General features: G+C 64.1%; 19 protein-coding genes. 13 read left to right on the top strand and 6 right to left on the bottom strand.

Features of this window, described 5'->3' with window-relative positions; genetic code table 11:
- Nucleotides 1-64: 64 nt before the first annotated feature.
- From AC1DYO_RS23800 to AC1DYO_RS23790, 3 genes are all read right to left on the bottom strand, one after another.
- On the bottom strand, nucleotides 65-1,030 hold the full coding sequence (locus AC1DYO_RS23800) for a hypothetical protein (RefSeq protein ID WP_477266908.1): 966 nt from the start codon (nucleotides 1,028-1,030) through the stop codon (nucleotides 65-67).
- A gap of 114 nt (nucleotides 1,031-1,144) precedes the next feature.
- Nucleotides 1,145-2,647: a helicase HerA domain-containing protein gene (locus AC1DYO_RS23795; RefSeq protein WP_477266907.1), complete on the bottom strand. Its 1,503-nt coding sequence runs from the start codon at nucleotides 2,645-2,647 to the stop codon at nucleotides 1,145-1,147.
- 138 nt (nucleotides 2,648-2,785) lie between these two features.
- Nucleotides 2,786-3,427, bottom strand: coding sequence for a glutathione S-transferase family protein (locus AC1DYO_RS23790; RefSeq protein ID WP_477266906.1), 642 nt, complete (start codon nucleotides 3,425-3,427; stop codon nucleotides 2,786-2,788).
- A 152-nt stretch (nucleotides 3,428-3,579) separates the two neighbouring features.
- On the opposite strand from AC1DYO_RS23790, the gene AC1DYO_RS23785 reads away from it, so the two are divergent.
- Nucleotides 3,580-3,810, top strand: coding sequence for a hypothetical protein (locus tag AC1DYO_RS23785; protein ID WP_477266905.1), 231 nt, complete (start codon nucleotides 3,580-3,582; stop codon nucleotides 3,808-3,810).
- A 72-nt stretch (nucleotides 3,811-3,882) separates the two neighbouring features.
- Nucleotides 3,883-4,137 (top strand): DUF982 domain-containing protein, encoded by a 255-nt coding sequence (locus tag AC1DYO_RS23780; protein WP_477266904.1) that lies wholly within the window; start codon nucleotides 3,883-3,885, stop codon nucleotides 4,135-4,137.
- Nucleotides 4,138-4,160: 23 nt separating this feature from the next.
- Here the strand turns inward: AC1DYO_RS23780 and AC1DYO_RS23775 are convergent, their stop codons facing one another.
- Nucleotides 4,161-4,646 carry a hypothetical protein gene (locus AC1DYO_RS23775; protein WP_477266903.1) on the bottom strand — a complete coding sequence of 162 codons (486 nt, stop codon included), beginning with the start codon at nucleotides 4,644-4,646 and terminating at the stop codon, nucleotides 4,161-4,163.
- A gap of 187 nt (nucleotides 4,647-4,833) precedes the next feature.
- Here AC1DYO_RS23775 and AC1DYO_RS23770 point away from each other — a divergent pair, with 187 nt between their 5' ends.
- Complete coding sequence (locus AC1DYO_RS23770; protein ID WP_477266902.1) at nucleotides 4,834-5,199, top strand: RidA family protein; 366 nt, start codon at nucleotides 4,834-4,836, stop codon at nucleotides 5,197-5,199.
- Nucleotides 5,200-5,233: 34 nt separating this feature from the next.
- Nucleotides 5,234-6,460 carry an amidohydrolase/deacetylase family metallohydrolase gene (locus AC1DYO_RS23765; RefSeq protein WP_477266901.1) on the top strand — a complete coding sequence of 409 codons (1,227 nt, stop codon included), beginning with the start codon at nucleotides 5,234-5,236 and terminating at the stop codon, nucleotides 6,458-6,460.
- A 147-nt stretch (nucleotides 6,461-6,607) separates the two neighbouring features.
- Here AC1DYO_RS23765 and AC1DYO_RS23760 read toward each other — a convergent pair whose 3' ends face one another.
- A complete protein-coding gene (locus AC1DYO_RS23760) occupies nucleotides 6,608-8,401 on the bottom strand; it encodes an NAD(P)-binding domain-containing protein (protein ID WP_477266900.1) in 1,794 nt (597 codons plus the stop codon).
- A 402-nt stretch (nucleotides 8,402-8,803) separates the two neighbouring features.
- Here AC1DYO_RS23760 and AC1DYO_RS23755 point away from each other — a divergent pair, with 402 nt between their 5' ends.
- The 7 genes from AC1DYO_RS23755 (at nucleotide 8,804) to AC1DYO_RS23725 (ending at nucleotide 17,136) form a co-directional block, all read left to right on the top strand.
- Nucleotides 8,804-8,893 (top strand): K(+)-transporting ATPase subunit F, encoded by a 90-nt coding sequence (locus AC1DYO_RS23755; protein ID WP_023669708.1) that lies wholly within the window; start codon nucleotides 8,804-8,806, stop codon nucleotides 8,891-8,893.
- Between the two features lie 24 nt (nucleotides 8,894-8,917).
- Nucleotides 8,918-10,621, top strand: a complete 1,704-nt coding sequence (gene kdpA, locus AC1DYO_RS23750; protein WP_477266899.1) for a potassium-transporting ATPase subunit KdpA — start codon at nucleotides 8,918-8,920, stop codon at nucleotides 10,619-10,621.
- Between the two features lie 10 nt (nucleotides 10,622-10,631).
- Nucleotides 10,632-10,847, top strand: a complete 216-nt coding sequence (locus tag AC1DYO_RS23745; RefSeq protein WP_477266898.1) for a hypothetical protein — start codon at nucleotides 10,632-10,634, stop codon at nucleotides 10,845-10,847.
- Complete coding sequence (gene kdpB, locus AC1DYO_RS23740; RefSeq protein WP_477266897.1) at nucleotides 10,844-12,937, top strand: potassium-transporting ATPase subunit KdpB; 2,094 nt, start codon at nucleotides 10,844-10,846, stop codon at nucleotides 12,935-12,937. Before AC1DYO_RS23745 ends, kdpB begins: the two co-directional genes overlap by 4 nt.
- Nucleotides 12,938-12,948: 11 nt before the next feature.
- A complete protein-coding gene (kdpC, locus tag AC1DYO_RS23735) occupies nucleotides 12,949-13,512 on the top strand; it encodes a potassium-transporting ATPase subunit KdpC (RefSeq protein WP_477266896.1) in 564 nt (187 codons plus the stop codon).
- Nucleotides 13,513-13,711: 199 nt separating this feature from the next.
- Entirely contained in the window at nucleotides 13,712-16,447 is a 2,736-nt protein-coding gene (locus AC1DYO_RS23730; protein WP_477266895.1) for a DUF4118 domain-containing protein, read from the top strand.
- Entirely contained in the window at nucleotides 16,444-17,136 is a 693-nt protein-coding gene (locus AC1DYO_RS23725) for a response regulator transcription factor (protein ID WP_477266894.1), read from the top strand. Before AC1DYO_RS23730 ends, AC1DYO_RS23725 begins: the two co-directional genes overlap by 4 nt.
- Before the next feature lie 21 nt (nucleotides 17,137-17,157).
- Here AC1DYO_RS23725 and AC1DYO_RS23720 read toward each other — a convergent pair whose 3' ends face one another.
- The gene (locus tag AC1DYO_RS23720; RefSeq protein ID WP_477266893.1) at nucleotides 17,158-17,736 is read right to left on the bottom strand and encodes an invasion associated locus B family protein; all 579 of its coding nucleotides are present in this window, start codon (nucleotides 17,734-17,736) and stop codon (nucleotides 17,158-17,160) included.
- Between the two features lie 196 nt (nucleotides 17,737-17,932).
- Here AC1DYO_RS23720 and AC1DYO_RS23715 point away from each other — a divergent pair, with 196 nt between their 5' ends.
- Nucleotides 17,933-18,235 (top strand): hypothetical protein, encoded by a 303-nt coding sequence (locus tag AC1DYO_RS23715; RefSeq protein ID WP_477266892.1) that lies wholly within the window; start codon nucleotides 17,933-17,935, stop codon nucleotides 18,233-18,235.
- Nucleotides 18,236-18,357: 122 nt separating this feature from the next.
- Nucleotides 18,358-18,834 (top strand): NUDIX hydrolase, encoded by a 477-nt coding sequence (locus tag AC1DYO_RS23710; RefSeq protein WP_477266891.1) that lies wholly within the window; start codon nucleotides 18,358-18,360, stop codon nucleotides 18,832-18,834.
- Nucleotide 18,835: the final 1 nt, after the last annotated feature.

The raw sequence follows: 18,835 nt of genomic DNA, 5'->3' as shown, positions 1-18,835 counted from the left end.
AAGCGCCGTCGGCAGCGCGGCCCAGCCCGCGCCGCCAACAATGCCGAGCCGAGCGCTCATCGCCTCATGGCCCGGTGCAGATCGGCAGCGGCTGTGGCGGTGGCGGCGGATTGTCCTTCTTGTATTGCGCGATGATCGGCTCGAGGCTCTTGCGCGGCCAGAATTTCGGCTTTCCGATCTCCTTCAGGCAGGACGCATTCCAATAGGCGCCGGATTTGCCAACGGCGGCGATGTCGCGCGATTCCGGGTAGATGTAGAGCGTCGTCGGATTGCCCTTCACCATCGAAATGATCTGGTCGGCATCGGCCGGCGACCAGCTGGTGCAGCCATTGCTGCGGCCGCCGGCATAATCGACCAACTTGCCGTAGGGCACAAAGCCGTCATGGTCGGCGTAGGAGCTGTTCGGGTTCTTGCGCAGGCACATGCCACGCAACAGCCGCGCCGCATGGCCGCCGATCACGCGTTGCCTGGCGTTCGCCGTCTCGCCTTCGCCGTCGAACTGGATGAAGGTGCGCATCAGCGCCTGGTCCTGCTTTGCGCCGACCCGGTAAAAACCCTTGAATGAGGTCTTTGCCTCGCCGGTCATATAGGCGCCACCCGCCGTCAAGGAAGAGTCCAGGGCATTGCCGAAGTTTTTTGCGCAGCGTTTCCCGTTCGAGAAATTGACGATACCCTTCAAATTGCGGCCGCCGCCATGTCCCGACGATATCGCCCGAAACGACTGCTTGGCCTCGCAGATGACGTAGTAGCGGCGCCCGAGCACACCATTGCCGAGATCGCCGGGCCGCGTTGCATCCATGGCGAAATAGCAGCCATTGTGGACCGCGCCCTGCGCGACCTTCTTCTGATAAAGCGCACGCGCCCGCTCCAGCACCACTTGCGAAATCTCGCCATCGCCATCGCCGACATGGGCCTGCAGCCAGTCCGGCATATTGGACGACCCGGCAAAAGACCGGGCCGATACCGTCACAGCGATGACGGCGACGGCAAGGATGCCGAGGATAAGAACAGCCAGAGATTTCAACCGCACCGGACAACCCTCCCGCCCGAACCGTTCTGCGATTCTCGGAAAGCCATCATAATTCGCCGCGCGCCGATCGGCGAAACACATCTTGTTCAGAACCGCACCCACTTGTCGCGCCGGTTACAGCGCCAAACTCCCTTGCTCCGCCTCCACCGCATTGGGATCGCCTGGCGCCGTTGCCCAGGCGAGCTCGACCAGCGTCACTGTGCGGCGGCCGGTGCCGTCGAGCTGGCAGACGATGAGGCCCTGTTCCTCGATATAGGTGAGCAGCCGCCGGGCGCGGCGCAGCGAATGCGAACCGTAGGCACGCGCGATCGCTGCATCGCTCGGACACGGCCAGCCCTCCTTGGCGGCGCGGGCGATCATCATGAACACGCCCTGCATGTCCTCGGGCAGCAGCGACGCGCGCACCGAGACGTCCTGCCAGGCGTCATCGCCTGCCATGTCGGCGCCAAGCCCGGCGCGGGCGCGCGTCAGCATGCGGCGGAATTCGGTGAGGTCCGGCACTACCGAAGCGAGGCCCTCGATGCGGCAGCGGACCACGAACTCCTGATAGAGCACGCCGATGACGCGAAAGCCCGCGTCGGGCTCGGCCAGCACGGCGCGCAGCACACGGTCGACGCGCCCGCGCCGCTCGGCCAGATCCTCGGCGCTGATTGCCGGCTCCACGGGTTCCGGGCGGATGTCCAGCGCCGCTGACTTCGCCGCCATCAGCTGGTCGAGCAGGTCCGGCGACGCCATCCGGCGCGGCGTGCGCATCGTCTCGGGCGGCGGCGCCGCCAGGATGATGGCGCGCGCGTCCTCAAGCGCTGTTTCCGGCATCGCCATCAGCCGTGGCGTGCCGTTGCGCGGGCTTGTCTCGGTCTGGCCGATGCGCACGCCGAGCGGACGGCGCGACAAAGCCGGGCCCAGCGCCATGAAGTGCCCGCGCTCGAGGTCGCGAAACGCCTCCGCCTGGCGCCGTTCCATGCCGAGAAGGTCGGCGGCGCGCGCCATGTCGATATCGAGGAAGGTACGGCCCATGAGGAAATTGGAGGCTTCGGCCGCGACATTCTTGGCGAGCTTGGCCAGCCGCTGCGTGGCGATGATGCCGGCGAGGCCACGCTTGCGGCCACGGCACATCAGATTGGTCATGGCGCCGAGCGAGAGTTTGCGCGCTTCGTCGGAAACCTCGCCGGCCACGGCAGGCGCGAACAGCTGCGCCTCGTCGACCACCACCAGCATCGGATACCAGTGCTCGCGGGCAACCTCGAACAGGCCGCTGAGGAAGGCGGCGGCGCGCCGCATCTGGTTTTCGGCATCGAGCCCTTCGAGATTGAGCACGGTGGAGACGCGGTGGATGCGCGCCCGCTCGCCGGCCGCCTGCAGGCCGCGCTCGGTATGCTCCTCGGCATCGATGACGAGATGGCCGTAATGGTCGCCCAGCGAGACGAAGTCGCCTTCGGGGTCGATGATGGTCTGCTGCACCCAGGGTGCGCTCTGTTCCAGGAGCCGGCGCAAAAGGTGCGATTTGCCGGAGCCGGAATTGCCCTGCACCAGAAGGCGGGTGGCCAGCAGCTCCTCAAGGTCGAGCGCCGCCGGCGCACCCGCCGTCGTCTGTCCCATCTCGATGGCTACGGTCATGTCACGACTCTCCTTGAGGAGAGGGCTTATCAACCTGACCGCAAGCCGTCGAGCGCGCCATGACCGCCCGCCCAGTGTTCCACACCTATGCTGCCAAAGCGCCACACCTCAGCCGACCTAACCCATGGGAAGGGCGCCTCAAGCGGGCTTCACCGGTGGCAATAGCGGCGCATCCAGACCGTCGAAGGGGTCACACCAGGCCTCGATGGCTTCGAGCCGGTGATACCAGCCGTGAACGGCAGGATAGTCAGCGAGCGGCAGGCCGGCGACCTCGTTGAAAGGCAGGAACGTCGCCATGCGGAAATCGGCATAGGAAGGCGACTTGCCCACCAGCCAGGGCCGCCGGGCAAACTCCGCCTCGAGAATTGCCGCCGCGATACGGAAGTCCGCCAGCCCCTCTTCGACCTTGCCCTGGTCGATCGGGCCAATCCCGTAGCGCTGCTTGGTTCCGCGCTCGAAATGCACGGTGTCGCAGGCCCGGACAAAATTCTCCTTGCCCCAGCTCAGCCAGCGGATCATGTCCGGTTGGTCGTCGCCGCCGCGCCAGAAATCCGAACCCGCCTCACGCGACAGCAGGCAGGCTATGGCGTCGGCTTCCCACAGGCTGCCGCCCGGCCATGCCAGTATGGGGACAGAAAGATTGGGATTGAGCGGCCGGAAACGGTCGGCTTGCCCCGGCGCGAAGGGCGCCGCGAACTCAAACTCGACCCTTGCCTGCAGATGGCGTGCCGTCGCAACGGCGAGGCGCGGATTGGGGTTGCGGCTGAAGAAAAGTTTCATATCTGGGCAGCCCTTGGACGCTGTTTTGTTCGATCCTATCAAACACGGAAACGTGCCCGCTCGGCAATCTGGTCGGACCACGATTCCGCTGGCGCAAGTTGCCGTTCGGCGTATCATTCCTGCGGGAGAGGGTTCTTGGCAGGAGGAAGCCAATGAACGTTGTAGCAAGCGTACCTGTCATCGACCTGACAGCTCGGAACCTTGTTTCCTCTGTGCTTTCCAAATTCCGCGCCGGCGATACCGTCTCGACCAGGGCGGCGCTCGACGCCATCCGCCGCATGGATTCGACCTGTGTCGACAGCGACGACGATCTGGTCGAACTGATCGTTATGGCGGCAATTGGTAAGACCATGGCGGTCGTGTTCGACCACCGCAAGCAGTGACGCCGGAACGAAAAACGGGTTGCGCCGTTTCGATTGTCTTCAAGTTCGAGTTGAGTTCCAGGAGTAGCGTCAATGCGCGATGAACAGTTCGACGTTCCCGTGACCATCGAAAGCGAAGGCAGCGGCCTGACCGTGACCGGAACGATGCAGGCCGCCTCGTTTCTGGTCGACGGATGGCCCGACGAAGAGCGCGGGCCGAAATACCGGTCTGCCCTCAAAGCAATGATGGATGCGATGGAGCAGCGCCGCGCGGTCGGCACGGCGCGCCGTGCCTTCACCGCCGCGGCCCGGGAAGCGCACTTGTTCGTGCGCGAAGGCCGGCATTAGCTCACTGACGTGCGGCGCGCGCCTCAGCTTCCCAGCGGATGCGGCATGTAGCCGACGAAGCCTGCGATCTTCCAGCGCCCCGACACTTTCCTGCAGAAATACAGCGTCTGCCATTTCAGCCGGTCGACCGTGCCGTCAGCCTTGGCCACCGAGCCGTTGAACTTCTTGTGCAGCACCGCGCGGTCGCCATCGACATCGATGTCGCGCATATTGGTGACACGGAATAGCGCCTCGCGCAGCGGCTCGGCGAATTTGGTCGCCGCCGTTTCCTTGGCCTGCCGCAGCCACTCGTCGCGATAGACGGCAAGGCTCGGGAATTGCAGCCGCCACGCGTCGGCGTCATTGAGGAAATGCGCATGCATGCCGAAAAAACTGTCGGCGACGAAATCGTCCTCGACCATCGACCAGTCCTGACCGATGAAGGCGTCGATGTCGCGCTGCACCAGCATTTCCCAAAGCGCGTGACGATCGGCGTCGCCTTCCGGAAACGGGTTCTTGTCGAAGGTCATTGAAAAAATCTCCTGTCGGGAAAATGCGAGGCGCAAGATGCTGGCGAGCCCCTGATAAAGCAACACGCATCTGGAAAAATCTTGCTTTCCCAAAACGCCGCTATGAGGATCATGGGGAGAGGCGTAGAGCGAGCGGCTGAAACGGAACCGCAGGCGTGATCCGCCAAGTGTGAACAGGAGTTTTCCCTTGCCCAAGCAGTGTTTTGGAACATCCCATGTGCCGCTGTCGCCGGCAGTGCGCGCCGGCGATTTCGTTTATATTTCCGGCCAGGTGCCGGTCGACAGCGACCGCATCGTGGTCAAGGGCGGCATTACCGAGCAGACCGAGCAGGTGCTGCAGAATGTGAAGGCAGCACTCGCGCTAGCCGGCTGTACCATGGACGATGTCGTCAAGACCACGGTCTGGCTCGAGGACGCGCGCGATTTCGGCGCCTTCAATGCCGTCTACGCCAAGCACTTCCCCAAAAATCCGCCGGCCCGCACCACGGTCGAATCGCGACTGATGATCGACATCAAGATCGAGGTCGAAGCCGTCGCCTACCGGCCGGTTTGATCACCAGACGCATCCCACACGGAGGCAGGCGCCGATGCAGTTCGATCTCCTGATCAAGGGCGGCCGCCTGATCGATCCGGCCTCGGGCCTGGACGCAGTGCGCGATGTCGCCATCGCCAATGGCCGCGTCGCGGCCATCGAGGCCGCGATCGATGCCGAACACGCCACGCAGGTCGTCGATGCCAGGGATTGCATCGTCACCCCCGGCCTCATCGACCTGCACAGCCATGTCTATTGGGGCGGCACCTCGCTCGGCGTCGACGCCGACCGCCTGGCCGCCAAGAGCGGCACCACCACTTTCATCGACGCCGGCMGCGCCGGCGCCGGCAATTTCCTCGGCTTTCGCCGCCATGTCATCGAGCGCTCGAAGGTGCGCATTCTGGCCTACGTCAACATCTCCTTTGCCGGCATATTCGGCTTCTCGCAGACGGTCTCGGTCGGCGAATGCAGTGACCTCAGGCTGTGCGAGCCGCGCGAGACGGTGGCGGCGGTGCGCGAGCACGCCGACGTCGTCGTCGGCGTCAAGGTGCGCTCCGGCAAGCATGCCGGCGGCACCAGCGGCATCGCGCCGGTCGATCTCGCGCTCGAGGCCGCCGACCAGGCCGGCCTGCCGCTGATGGCGCATATTGACGAGCCGCCGCCCGACCGCTCCGAAGTGCTGCCGCGCCTGCGCAGGGGCGACATCCTCACTCACTGTTTTCGCCCATTTCCCAATGCGCCGGTATTCGCCTCCGGCGCCGTGCGGCCGGACATGTATCTGGCCCGCGAGCGCGGCGTTATCTTCGACATCGGCCACGGCATGGGATCGTTCGACTTCGCGGTGGCGAAGGCGATGCTGGACGAGGGCCTGGCGCCAGACGTCATCTCGAGCGACGTGCATCTCTACTGCGTCGACGGTCCTGCCTTCGACATACTGGTCTGCATGTCGAAGCTGATGGCGCTGGGCATGCCGCTGGTCGAAGTGCTGCGCGCCGCAACGCAACGCCCGGCCGAGGCGATTGCCAGGCCGGATCTCGGCACGCTGAAGGTTGGCGGTGTCGGCGATGTGGCGGTGCTGAGGCTGCGCCCCGGCCGCTACACCTTCGTCGATGCTGTCGGCGCAGCACTTGTCGCCGACCAAAGGCTGACCTCGGACGGCATCGCCATCGGCGGTGTCTGGTGGCCAAACGAGGCCGGCGATTACAACGAGACCGAGAGGTTCGAGCCGCACGCGTCGCATACCCATGTCGAGGTTGCGGCACGGCATTTCGGACAGAGGTAATCTCCCCCCTTGAGGGGGAGATGGCCGGCAGGCCAGAGGGGGTCGGTTCGACCGGACGCGACCTACTTGCGCCAGATGACGTTAGCGCTCCACGCGCGGCGACCCCCTCTGTCGCCTCCGGCGACATCTCCCCCTCGAGGGGGGAGATCAGCAGCGCCCCGCATTACTCACCGCCCCATAAACCGGCGTCACGATCCCTTCCATCCGCGCCTTGATCTGCAGCGCAACATATTTCGAATAAAACCGCGACAGCGCCAGATTGCCGCCGTGGAACCACAGCGCGTCCTGCGCCGTCGGCTTCCACATGTTGCGCAGCTCGCCTTGCCACGGGCCGGGATCGCCCTTGACGCCGGAGCCCAGGCCCCAGCATGGCCCGACCTTGTCGGCCACCTCGCGCGAGACGATGGCCGCCACCGTTTCGTTCATCGACTGGTAGCCGGTGCAGGAGACGATCGCATCGACCGCCAGTTCGCTGCCGTCATCGAAGGCAATGCCGGTCGGCGTCAGCGACTTGATGCCGACGCCGCTCTTCACCTTGATCTCGCCATTGATGATCAGTTCGCAGGCGCCGACATCGATGTAGTAGCCGGAGCCGGTGCGGTAGGCCTTCATCAAAAGCCCGGTCTCGTCCTCGCCGAAATCGATGGCGAAGCCTGAAGCGCGCAGCCGGTCGTAGAAGGCGGCGTCTCGCGCCTTGATCACCTCGTAGAGGTCTCGCTGACCCTTGGGCACCAGCGCGAATGGCGTCGAGGCGACGATCAGGTCGGCTCTGTCGGTGGTGATGCCGCGCGCCAAGGCCTTCTCGGAAAATATCTCGAAACCGACTTCCATCAGCGTATCGGATTTCACCACCGTCGTCGGCGAGCGCTGGATCATGGTGACCTCAGCGCCGCTCTCCCAGAGGTCGACGCTGACATCGTGGCCGGAGCTTGCCGCACCAATGACGGCGACCTTTTTGCCGCGGAATTTTTCGCCGCTGGCATATTGGCTGGAATGCAAGAGCTCGCCTTTGAAGGTCTCGGCGCCGGGCAGCGCGATCTGCCGCGGCGGGCCATACGCGCCGGTGGCAAAGACAATGTGCTTCGGCTTCAGCGTGATGTGCCGGCCGACGCGGTCGACCACCACCGTCCACACTTTCTCGGCCTCGTCATAGGAGGCGCTGACGCATTTGGTGGCGACCCAGTAGTTGAGCTCCATCACCCTGACATACATTTCCAACCAGTCGCCCATCTTGTCCTTGGGCGTGAACACTGGCCAGTTCTCCGGGAACGGAATGTAGGGCAGATGGTCGTACCAGACCGGATCGTGCAGCACGAGCGAACGATAGCGGTTGCGCCAGGAATCGCCGGGGCGCGCATTCTTCTCGATGATGATGGTGGGCACGCCGAGCTGCCTCAGCCGCGCGCCGAGCATAATGCCGCCCTGGCCACCGCCGATGACCAGACAGTAGGGCTGCTCGGTGGCGCCGAGGTCGCGCGTCTCGCGCGCTCGCGCCTCCGCCCAGGTCTCGCGCGCAGGATCGGCCTTGTGGCGGATACCGAGCGGCCGCGCCGGACCTTTCTGTTCCTCGAAACCCTTGAGCTCACGCATCGCCGTGAACAAGGTCCGGCAACGGCCGTCCTTGAGCCGCACAATCCCTTCGCCCCGCGCGACAGAGGTTTCGAAGCTGAACCAGGCCTCGACGGTGCCTTCGTCCGAAGTCGCCTCGCCCGAAAGGGTCCAGTGCGAGGGTTTCGCCGTCGCCAGCGTTGCCTTCAGCATATCGCGGATGGCGTCGTGGCCCTCCATGGTCGTGATGTTCCAGGTGAAGGCCAGCAGATCGCGCCAGTAGCAGTCGTCGACGAACAGGTTGGCGGCAGTCTCGGCATCATCAGCTTCCAGCGCCCGCTCAAGCGCGGAAAGCCATGTCGCCGCCTGTTTCGATGGGGCCATGTCGAGCATCTGTTCTTCCCTTGTTTTGCGCTCTCATTGTTTCGAAAGACGCCGCCGCCGCAAGAGGCCGCGATATCAAGCCATCGGTTTTTTGGGCAGCCCGGAAACGAGCCATCTGCCGAAAATCTTTATAGGAATTTTATATCTTTCCTCCGCGGCCCGTCTCGAACCTTTATGGCGATCGGGTCCATATTCCATTGCGAGCAAAACGCTCCGGCCGCCGTGACCGATCGAGGTACGGCGGATCGTTCTCAGGGAATTTCTGGCCTGCCAGCAGCTGGCGCCAAATACAAGCAGAAGCAAGGACCAACACAATGGACATTGTCGTCATCGGGATCGACGTTTTGTTTTTCGCTCTTTCCCTCGCCTACATCAAAGCCTGCGACGCGCTTTAAGCGGAAGGATCACACCATGCTTGTCGATTACATCCTCGGTGGCGGCGTGACCTTGTTCCTGCTCGTCTACCTGACATACGCCCTCGTTCGCCCAGAACGCTTCTGACGCAAGGCACGGAAAGCCATTCTCATGACACTCAACGGATGGATACAGATCCTCGTCTATTGCGGGATCGTCGTTTTGCTGGTGAAGCCGCTCGGCGGCTACATGTACCGCGTCTTCAACGGCGATCGCACGTTCCTGTCGCCCATACTTGGCCCGGTCGAGCGTGGCCTTTATCGCATTTCGGGAACCAGTGAACGCGAGGAGCAGCACTGGACGACCTACGCGGCAGGCATCATCTTCTTCAGCCTTGCCAGCTTCCTGGTGCTGTACTTTCTGCAGCGCCTGCAAGGCGTGCTGCCCTACAATCCGGCTGGCATGACGGCGGTCGAGCCCAATCTCGCCTTCAACACCGCCGTCAGCTTCGTCACCAACACCAACTGGCAGAATTACGGCGGCGAAAGCACGATGTCCTATCTCGTGCAGATGGCTGGCCTGACCGTGCAGAACTTCATGTCGGCCGCTGTCGGCATCGCCATTGCGGTGGCGTTGATCCGCGGCTTCGCCCGGCACTCGGTCAAGTCGATCGGCAATTTCTGGGTCGATATGACCCGCTGCACCCTCTACATCCTGCTGCCGCTCTGCATCGTGCTGACCCTCGTCTATGTCTGGTTGGGCATGCCGCAGACGCTCGGCCCGTATGTCGACGCCACCACACTGGAGGGTGCCAAGCAGACCATCGCGCTCGGCCCGGTCGCCTCGCAGATCGCCATCAAGATGCTCGGCACCAATGGCGGCGGCTTCTTCAACGTCAACGCCGCGCATCCGTTCGAAAATCCTGATGCGATCTCCAACCTGATCCAGATGGTGACGATCTTCGCGCTCGGTGCAGCGCTGACCAACGTCTTCGGCCGCATGGTCGGCAACCAGCGCCAGGGCTGGGCTATCCTGGCCACGATGGGTGTGCTGTTCATCGCCGGCGTCGCCATCTGCTACTGGGCGGAAGCGGCGGGCAATCCGCTGGTCCATGCGCTGGGCATCGACGGCGGCAACATGGAAGGCAAGGAGACCCGCTTCGGCATTACCGCCTCTGCGCTGTTCGCCGTCATCACCACGGCCGCCTCGTGTGGCGCCGTCAACGCCATGCATGATAGCTTCACGGCGCTTGGCGGCTTGATCCCGATGGTCAACATGCAGCTCGGCGAAATCATCGTCGGCGGTGTCGGCGCGGGCTTCTACGGCATCATGATGTTCATCGTCGTCGCCGTCTTCGTTGCCGGCCTGATGGTCGGCCGCACGCCGGAATATCTCGGCAAGAAGATCGAGGCCAAGGAGGTCAAGATGGCGATGCTCGCCATCCTCTGCCTGCCGCTGGCGATGCTGACCTTCACCGCCATCGCCGTGGTGCTGCCAAGCGCCGTGGCCTCGATGGCCAATGGCGGTCCGCACGGCTTCTCCGAAGTTCTCTATGCCTACACCTCGGCGGCGGCCAACAACGGCTCGGCCTTTGGCGGCCTTTCCGGCAACACGCCCTGGTACAACATCACGCTTGGCATCACCATGCTGATGGGCCGCTTCCTGGTCATCATTCCCGCACTTGCCATTGCCGGCTCGCTGGTGGCGAAGAAGACGGTGCCCGCCTCGGCCGGCACCTTCCCGACCGATGGTCCGCTGTTCGTCGGCCTGCTCGTCGGCGTCATCCTGATCGTCGTCGGCCTGACCTTCTTCCCGGCACTGGCGATCGGACCAATCGTCGAGCACCTGGCTGCCATCAACGGGCAGACATTCTGAGAAAACGGCCATGTTCTGGTTCAACCCCAAGCGCAAGAAGGCCCGGCCGCGAGCCGGCACCGAGGGGGAGGAAACTCCCCCTCCCTTCCCCAGCGTGTCCACCTTCCTCGGCCTCGCGGCAGTCATGATCGTGATCTGGCTACTGGCCTACGGGCCGCCGCACCTTTTCTCGGCATCCGATCGATCGGTGCCGGCCAACATTTCAGATACTGGAGCCACCAAATGAGCCAGTCCAAATCCGCGGTCATCATGGATGCCCGCATCCTGTGGCCCGCCATCGGCGGCGCCTTCAGGAAACTCGACCCGCGCACCCTGATCAAGAACCCGGTGATGTTCGTCGTCGCCATCGTCTCAGCTCTGACCACGGTCCTGTTCATCAGGGACCGCTTCACCGGCGGCGGCGATTTCGGCTTCACGCTGCAGATCATCATCTGGCTGTGGTTCACCGTGCTGTTCGCCAACTTCGCCGAAGCCGTCGCCGAAGGCCGCGGCAAGGCGCAGGCCGACTCGCTGCGCAAGGCGCGCACCGAGACGCAGGCCAAGCTGCTTAACGGCGATGACCGCTCCAAATTCAAGCTGGTGCCCGGCACCAGCCTGAAGGTCGGCGACATCGTGCTGGTCGAAGCCGGCGACATCATCCCGTCCGACGGCGAGGTGATCGAAGGCGTGGCCTCGGTCAACGAGGCGGCAATCACCGGTGAGTCCGCGCCGGTCATCCGCGAATCCGGCGGCGACCGCTCGGCCGTCACCGGCGGCACGCAGGTTTTGTCCGACTGGATCCGCGTGCGCATATCGGCCGCCTCGGGCCATACCTTCCTCGACCGCATGATCTCGCTGGTCGAAGGGGCCGCGCGTCAGAAGACGCCGAACGAGATCGCGCTCAACATCCTGCTCGTCGGCATGACGCTGATCTTCGTGCTGGCCACCGCGACGATCCCGAGCTTTGCCTCCTATTCCGGCGGCTATATCTCGGTGACCGTGCTGGTCGCGCTGTTCGTCACCTTGATCCCGACCACCATCGGCGCCCTGCTGTCGGCCATCGGCATTGCCGGCATGGACCGCCTGGTGCGCTTCAACGTGCTGGCCATGTCGGGTCGTGCCGTGGAAGCCGCCGGCGACGTCGACACCCTGCTGCTCGACAAGACCGGCACCATCACGCTCGGCAACCGCCAGGCGACCGAGTTCCGCCCGGTCAAAGGTGTCACCGAGCAGGAACTGGCCGATGCGGCACAGCTCGCTTCGCTCGCCGACGAGACGCCTGAGGGACGCTCGATCGTCGTGCTGGCCAAGGAGAAATACGGCATACGCGCCCGTGACATGGCGACATTGCATGCCACCTTCGTGCCCTTCACCGCCCAGACCCGCATGAGCGGCGTCGACATCGACGGCTCGTCGGTGCGCAAGGGCGCGGTCGACTCGGTTCTCGCCTATGTCAACCAGTCGACATCGGCCACTCATAGCACGCGCCCCGGCATCGACACTGTCCGCGACCTGCAGGCGATCGCCGACGAGATCGCCAAGTCCGGCGGCACACCGCTGGCGGTCGAGCGTGACGGCCGCCTGCTCGGCGTTGTCCACCTCAAGGACATCGTCAAGGGCGGCATTCGCGAGCGCTTTGCCGAACTGCGCAAGATGGGCATCCGCACCGTGATGATCACCGGCGACAATCCGATGACGGCGGCGGCAATCGCGGCCGAAGCCGGCGTCGACGACTTCCTTGCCCAGGCAACGCCCGAGGACAAGCTGAAGCTGATCCGCGACGAACAGGCCAAGGGCAAGCTGGTCGCCATGTGCGGCGACGGCACCAACGACGCCCCGGCGCTCGCCCAGGCCGATGTCGGCGTCGCCATGAACACCGGCACGGTGGCCGCCCGCGAGGCCGGCAACATGGTCGACCTCGACTCTGACCCGACCAAGCTTATCGAGATCGTCGAGATCGGCAAAGCGCTGTTGATGACGCGCGGCTCGCTGACGACCTTCTCGATCGCCAACGACGTCGCCAAATACTTCGCCATCATCCCGGCGATGTTCGCCGTCTTCTACGTCGCGCCGGGGCATACCACCGGCCCGCTGCAGGCGCTCAACATCATGCACCTGGCGACGCCGCAGAGCGCCATCCTGTCGGCCATCATCTTCAACGCGCTGATCATCATCGCGCTGATCCCGCTGTCGCTGAAAGGCGTCAAATACCGCGCCATCGGCGCCGGCGCCCTGCTCAGCCGCAACCTGCTCGTCTACGGCCTCGGCGGCATCATCGTTCCCTTCGTCGGCATCAAGGCGATCGACATGATCGTCACCGGCCTCGGCCTCGCTTAAGGAAGAAATCCATGCTTTCCCAGATAAGACCCGCTGTTATCATGATCGTCTTTTTCACTGTCCTCACCGGCCTGATCTATCCCCTGGGGATGACCGGCATCGCCCAGGCGCTGTTTCCGTACCAGGCCAATGGCAGCCTGATCGAGAAGGACGGCAAGGTCATCGGCTCCGAGCTGATCGGCCAGGGCTTTGCCGGCGACAAGTATTTCCATGGCCGCCCCTCGGCTGCCGGCGACGGCTACAACGCCGCCGCGCCCAGCGGCTCCAATCTCGGCCCGACCAACCCCAAGCTGATCGACCGCATCAAGGGTGACGCTGAAAAGCTGAAGGCGGAAAATCCGAACCAGCCGGTGCCGATGGATCTGGTGACGACCTCGGGCAGCGGCCTCGACCCCGATATCAGCCCGGACGCCGCCTATTTCCAGGTCGCCAGGGTGGCCAAGGCCAGGGGCTTCGACGAAGCCAGGGTCAAGGCGCTTGTCGACAGCCATGTCGAGGGCCGCGAACTCGGCTTCCTCGGCGAGCCGGTGGTCAATGTGCTGGCGCTGAACCTGGCTCTGGACGATACCAAGTGAGAGACCGCTTAGAAATTCGCTCCGGCGAGTCATATGGTGGTGGTTTCGAGAACCGGAGCGCAGCGGACTTTTGGGTCCGTGAGCACCGGAAGCGCAGAAAACGCCACCAGATGGCCGCCGGAATAGAATTTCTAAGCGGTCTCTCAAGCCAGGGGCCGGGGATCGACACCGTCCCCGGCGCCGTTCATGATCGAGCCTGATGCCGGACGCCAGAAGCACCGATACCAGACCCTCTCCGGACGCATTGCTCGAGCATGCGGAGCGGGAAGAGCGCGGCCGCCTACGGATATTTCTCGGCGCGGCCCCCGGCGTCGGCAAGACCTACGAGATGCTGATGGCCGGCCGCGCCAGGCTGGCAGACGGCGTCGACGTGGTGATCGGCATCGTCGAAACCCATGGCCGCAAGGAAACCCTCGCGCTGGTCGACGGCTACGAAGTCATCCCGCGCCAGAAGGTCAGCTACAAGGACCGTGTCCTCGATGAGATGGACATCGACGCCATCCTCGCCCGCCGGCCGGCGCTGGTGCTCGTCGATGAGCTTGCCCACACCAACGCACCCGGCAGCCGCCACCCCAAGCGCTATCTCGACGTCCAGGAAATCCTGACGCGCGGCATCGACGTCTACACCACGCTCAATATCCAGCATGTCGAAAGCCTGAACGACGTCGTGGCGCAGATCACCCGTGTCAGGGTGCGCGAAACCGTCCCGGATTCCATAATCGACCAGGCCGACGACATCGAGATCATCGACCTCACGCCCGACGACCTGATCAAGCGGCTGAACGAAGGCAAGGTCTATTTCCCCAACACCGCGCAGCGTGCCGTCGAAAACTACTTCTCGCCCGGCAATCTGACGGCGCTTCGCGAACTGGCGCTGCGCCGCACCGCCCAGCGCGTCGACGAGCAATTGCTCAACCACATGCAGTCGCATGCCATCCAGGGCCCGTGGGCGGCGGGCGAAAGGGTTCTGGTCTGCGTCGACGCGCGACCGGGCGGTGCGGCCCGCATCCGCTATGCGCGCCGGCTGGCCGACCGGCTGCGCGCGCCGTGGACGGCGCTGCATGTCGATACGCCGCGCTCGGCCGCCATGTCGGAGGAGGACAAGGACCGGCTGGCGACGCTGCTGCGCCTGGCCGAGCAGCTCGGCGCCGAGGTGACGACCATTCCTGGCCAGAACGTTGCACAGGACATTGTGCGCCACGCGACGGCGAACAACTTCACCCACATCGTCGTCGGCAGGCCGACCCGTTCGCGCTGGCGCGAGCTGATCGAAGGCTCGCTGACCTACGATCTCATCCGCAATGCCGGCGACATCAGCGTCCATGTCATTTCCGGAACCGAGCGGGGCACCGAGGCTGCCGCCAGGAACGTTAGGACGGCGGACGAGCAGAGGTCGTTCCAGGTCTGGCCATATATGCTGGCAACGGCCTATGTCGCGGGCTCGCTCGCCTTCAGCGCGTTGCTCGACCAGTTTCTCGATGTCCGCAATCTCGCAATCATCTTTCTCATCGCGGTGCTGACATCGGCGGTGGCCGGCGGTCTCTGGCCGGCTTTGTACGCCTGCGTCGTCAGCGCCTTGGCTTTCAACTTTTTTTTCCTCGAACCGCGCTACACGCTGACGATCCGGGATCCGGAGAGCATCGTAGCGCTCGCCGTCTTCCTCGTCGTTGCAGTCATCGCCAGCAATCTGACGGCGCGCGGGCAGCGCCAGGCGGTCGCCGCCCGCTCTCGCGCACGGGCGACGGAGGACATCTATCTCTTCTCCAAGAAGCTCGCCGGCGCCGGCACGCTCGACGACGTGCTGTGGGCTACAGCCTTCCAGATCGCCTCGATGCTGAAGCTGCGCGTGGTGCTGCTGTTGCCGGAAGACGGCACGATCACCGTCAAGGCCGGCTATCCCCCCGACGATACGCTGGCCGAGGCCGACATCGCAGCCGCCCGCTGGGCCTGGGAGCATAACCGTGCCGCTGGCCGTGGCGCCGACACGCTGCCCGGCGCCAAGCGCCTCTATCTGCCCTTGCGGACGGGCCGCACGGCCATCGGCGTCGTCGGTCTCGACAACGACAAGCAAGGGCCGCTGCTGACCCCGGAACAGCAGCGCTTGCTCGACGCGCTGGCCGATCAGGCGGCAGTCGCCATCGAGCGCATCCAGCTGGTCGCCGATGTCGATCGCGCCAGGCTCGCGGCCGAGGCCGACCGCTTGCGCTCGGCGCTGCTGACGTCGATCTCGCATGATCTGAAGACACCGCTGGCGGCCATCATGGGCGCGGCCGGCACGCTCAGGGAATTTGCCCAGTCATTACCCGAGAACGATCGGGCCGAGTTGCTGACGACCGTGCTCGACGAATCCGAGCGGCTGAACCGTTTCATTGCCAATCTGCTCGACATGACCAAGATCGAATCCGGCGCCATGGAGCCGAATTTCGCTCTCCACTATGTCGGCGACATCGTCGGCTCGGCCTTGCAGCGGGCGCGCAAGATCATCGCCGGGCACAAGACAGAGGTCGACATTCCGGCCGACCTGCCGATGCTGAAGCTCGATCCCGTCCTGTTCGAGCAGGTGTTGTTCAATCTGCTCGACAATGCCGCGAAATACGCGCCGCCGGGGTCGACGATCCGGCTGCAGGGCTGGGTCGACAATGGCTCCGTCGTGCTGCAGGTCATGGATGAGGGACCGGGCATTCCGCCTGCCGACCTGGAGCGGATCTTCGACAGCTTCTACCGGGTGCGAAAGCGCGACCAGGTCCAGGCCGGTACCGGGCTCGGCCTGTCGATCTGCCGCGGCTTCATCGAGGCGATGGGCGGCACGATCACGGCGGCGAACCGCAGCGACCGCCCGGGCGCCGTCTTCACCATCCGCATGCCGAGGCCGTCTGAGACACCCGGCATGGACGGACAAAGCACGGACGGGCAAACTTCTGGTGATCCGGCATGACAAATTCCAACGTCAGCATATTGGTCGTCGATGACGAACCGCCGATCCGCAAACTGCTGCGCGTCGGCCTCGGCAGCCAGGGCTATGCGGTCGGTGAGGCGCCTAACGCCAGAGCCGCGATCGAGATCGTCGAGGCGGAAAAGCCGGATCTGATCCTGCTCGATCTCGGGCTGCCCGGCATGGGCGGCCTCGACCTCCTGCGCAAATGGCGCGACGACGGGCTCGACGTTCCCGTGGTCATCCTGTCCAGCCGCACCGACGAGGCCGGCATCGTCGCCGCACTCGAACTGGGCGCCGACGACTACATCACCAAGCCGTTCGGCATGAACGAGCTGGTTGCCAGAATCCGCGTCGCGCTGCGCCACAAATTCCAACAGCAGGGCGAGAAGCCAGTGTTTCAGACCGGCGACCTCAGCGTCGACCTGGTCAAGCGCATCGTCAAGGTCGAGGGCAAGGAGATAAAACTCTCTCCCAAGGAGTACGACATATTGCGCATCCTGGTGCAGCACGCCGGCAAGGTTCTCACCCACCATTTCCTGTTGAAGCAGGTGTGGGGAGATTCGACCGACGTGCAGTATCTCAGGGTCTATGTCCGCCAGCTCAGGCAGAAGATCGAAAAGTCGCCCGACCAGCCGCGCTATATCACCACCGAGACCGGCGTGGGATATCGGCTACGCGAGGTTGAGTGACCGGGCGCGGGCGCTCGCTGTTCAGTCCGCCGACAATTCCGCGGTCCGGGCGAGCGCGCCGCCAAAACCGTTGAGCGGAATGGTAAAACTCACGGCCTGGCCAGTGTCGGCGGCGAAGGCGTCGATCTTCAGCGTGGTGGCGGCCTTGAGCAGCGGCGTGACGCTGGCGTCGAATGCCACCGGCACCAGGCAGCCGACGGCCTGGCAGGTGTTGAACGGCAGGCTGCCGTCTTCCAGCTTTTGGTCGTCGATAGTCAGGCTGACGCCCTTGGCCAGCGCCAGGCCGAACGGCAGCGCCAGCGTTCCGGCGGCATCCTCGCCGCTCTTGCTCGACAGCTCTATCGCCAGCAGGCGCTGGTTGGATTGCTTGTTGAACTGCTGATGCGACAGGCTGCACGCCTTCACCGTGCCCGTGATCTGGCAATTGACCGTCCAGTCGCCATGGGTTTCGGACAGCGCAGACGCGCCACCGGGCAGCGTCGGACCGGCGGCAGCGGCCGCAGGTGCTGCCTTGTCGGTCTTGGTCTGCGCCGCGACCGCCGGGCCAAGAATACAAACGGCACCCAGTAGCGCTGCGAAATATACTTGCCTGCTTTTCATCAATATGCTCCCGATTCTGCCTCGAGCCAGCCGCCATCGAGCTCAAGGTCCGCGCCCGATAAAGCGGTCAATCGATATTTTCTGTCAAGTGCGAGCCGGTCGCTTCCGCTCCTGGTTCTGCTGATTTCGGCGGCCCATGGCAGATCGGGACGAACGCCCTATATAGGGAAGGTTATGTCTGTACGGGAATGAACGGATGTCGACGCTTCGTCTATCGACAATTCTGATGTCAGCAGTGCTGGCGGCGGCGACGCTGCCCGGCATCATGCAATCTGCTGCGGCGCAGTCCGTTAATCCCAATTCCAACCGGCTGATCCAGCAGAACCAGTTGCAGCAGTTGCGCAACAGCTTTCAACGCCAGCAGTTCCAGCAGCAGCAGCAGCAATACCGCGAACAGGATCGCCAGATCGTGCCGCAACCGCGCCCCGAAGTGCCGGTCGTCAGGCAAAGTTGCCCGATTCAGATCGTCAACAACCAGATTGTGCGCGTTTGCCGTTGATATCGGTCGCTTGCGATTTACTTAGTCGACTTATCTAATAAAAATGCTTCATTGCCTCGCGGGCATTTTTGGGGTTTGCAGGCGGCGTGCGGCGGTGCGCCGGCCGACCGGGTTTTTAGCAAATGGCGACGACGAAGAAAAAGGCGGTGCGCAAGGCAAGGCGAGGCGAACGCATTCGCCAGGTCGCCGCCATCCCCTTTCGCCAGGACGTTGACGGCAATTTCGAAGTGATGATGGTCACGTCGCGCACGACGAAGCGCTTCATCGTGCCCAAGGGCTGGCCGATGAAAGGCAAGAGCGGGCGCAAGGCCGCCACCATAGAGGCGCGGGAAGAGGCGGGCGTGCTCGGCAAGACGCTCAAAGAGCCGGCCGGCAGCTATTCCTACTGGAAGCGGCTGGAAACCAACTTCGTGCGCGTCGACGTCGTCGTCTATCTCCTTGAGGTGTCGGAAGAACTGAGCAACTGGCAGGAGGCCAAAAGCCGCCAGCGGGCATGGCTCAAGCCGCAGGACGCGGCCTTGCTCATCGATGAGCCCGATCTTTCCACGCTGATGGCAAACCTGGCAATGCCTCAGCCGGCCGTGCCGGACCCGGCTTGAG

It is taken from the genome of Mesorhizobium sp. P2_F5, from assembly GCF_056403715.1.
This window is presented reverse-complemented; position numbering and strand designations above follow the sequence as displayed.

Excerpts from the sequence above, each read along its gene's own strand:
- AC1DYO_RS23730 (WP_477266895.1), top strand. The coding sequence starts at position 13,712 with ATGCCGGACGCCAGAAGCACCGATACCAGACCCTCTCCGGACGCATTG.
- AC1DYO_RS23780 (WP_477266904.1), top strand. The coding sequence starts at position 3,883 with ATGCGCGATGAACAGTTCGACGTTCCCGTGACCATCGAAAGCGAAGGC.
- kdpC (WP_477266896.1), top strand. The coding sequence starts at position 12,949 with ATGCTTTCCCAGATAAGACCCGCTGTTATCATGATCGTCTTTTTCACT.
- AC1DYO_RS23775 (WP_477266903.1), bottom strand. The coding sequence starts at position 4,646 with ATGACCTTCGACAAGAACCCGTTTCCGGAAGGCGACGCCGATCGTCAC.
- AC1DYO_RS23790 (WP_477266906.1), bottom strand. The coding sequence starts at position 3,427 with ATGAAACTTTTCTTCAGCCGCAACCCCAATCCGCGCCTCGCCGTTGCG.
- AC1DYO_RS23785 (WP_477266905.1), top strand. The coding sequence starts at position 3,580 with ATGAACGTTGTAGCAAGCGTACCTGTCATCGACCTGACAGCTCGGAAC.
- AC1DYO_RS23720 (WP_477266893.1), bottom strand. The coding sequence starts at position 17,736 with ATGAAAAGCAGGCAAGTATATTTCGCAGCGCTACTGGGTGCCGTTTGT.
- AC1DYO_RS23725 (WP_477266894.1), top strand. The coding sequence starts at position 16,444 with ATGACAAATTCCAACGTCAGCATATTGGTCGTCGATGACGAACCGCCG.
- AC1DYO_RS23745 (WP_477266898.1), top strand. The coding sequence starts at position 10,632 with ATGTTCTGGTTCAACCCCAAGCGCAAGAAGGCCCGGCCGCGAGCCGGC.
- AC1DYO_RS23715 (WP_477266892.1), top strand. The coding sequence starts at position 17,933 with ATGTCGACGCTTCGTCTATCGACAATTCTGATGTCAGCAGTGCTGGCG.
- kdpB (WP_477266897.1), top strand. The coding sequence starts at position 10,844 with ATGAGCCAGTCCAAATCCGCGGTCATCATGGATGCCCGCATCCTGTGG.
- AC1DYO_RS23710 (WP_477266891.1), top strand. The coding sequence starts at position 18,358 with ATGGCGACGACGAAGAAAAAGGCGGTGCGCAAGGCAAGGCGAGGCGAA.
- AC1DYO_RS23795 (WP_477266907.1), bottom strand. The coding sequence starts at position 2,647 with ATGACCGTAGCCATCGAGATGGGACAGACGACGGCGGGTGCGCCGGCG.
- kdpA (WP_477266899.1), top strand. The coding sequence starts at position 8,918 with ATGACACTCAACGGATGGATACAGATCCTCGTCTATTGCGGGATCGTC.
- AC1DYO_RS23755 (WP_023669708.1), top strand. The coding sequence starts at position 8,804 with ATGCTTGTCGATTACATCCTCGGTGGCGGCGTGACCTTGTTCCTGCTC.
- AC1DYO_RS23760 (WP_477266900.1), bottom strand. The coding sequence starts at position 8,401 with ATGCTCGACATGGCCCCATCGAAACAGGCGGCGACATGGCTTTCCGCG.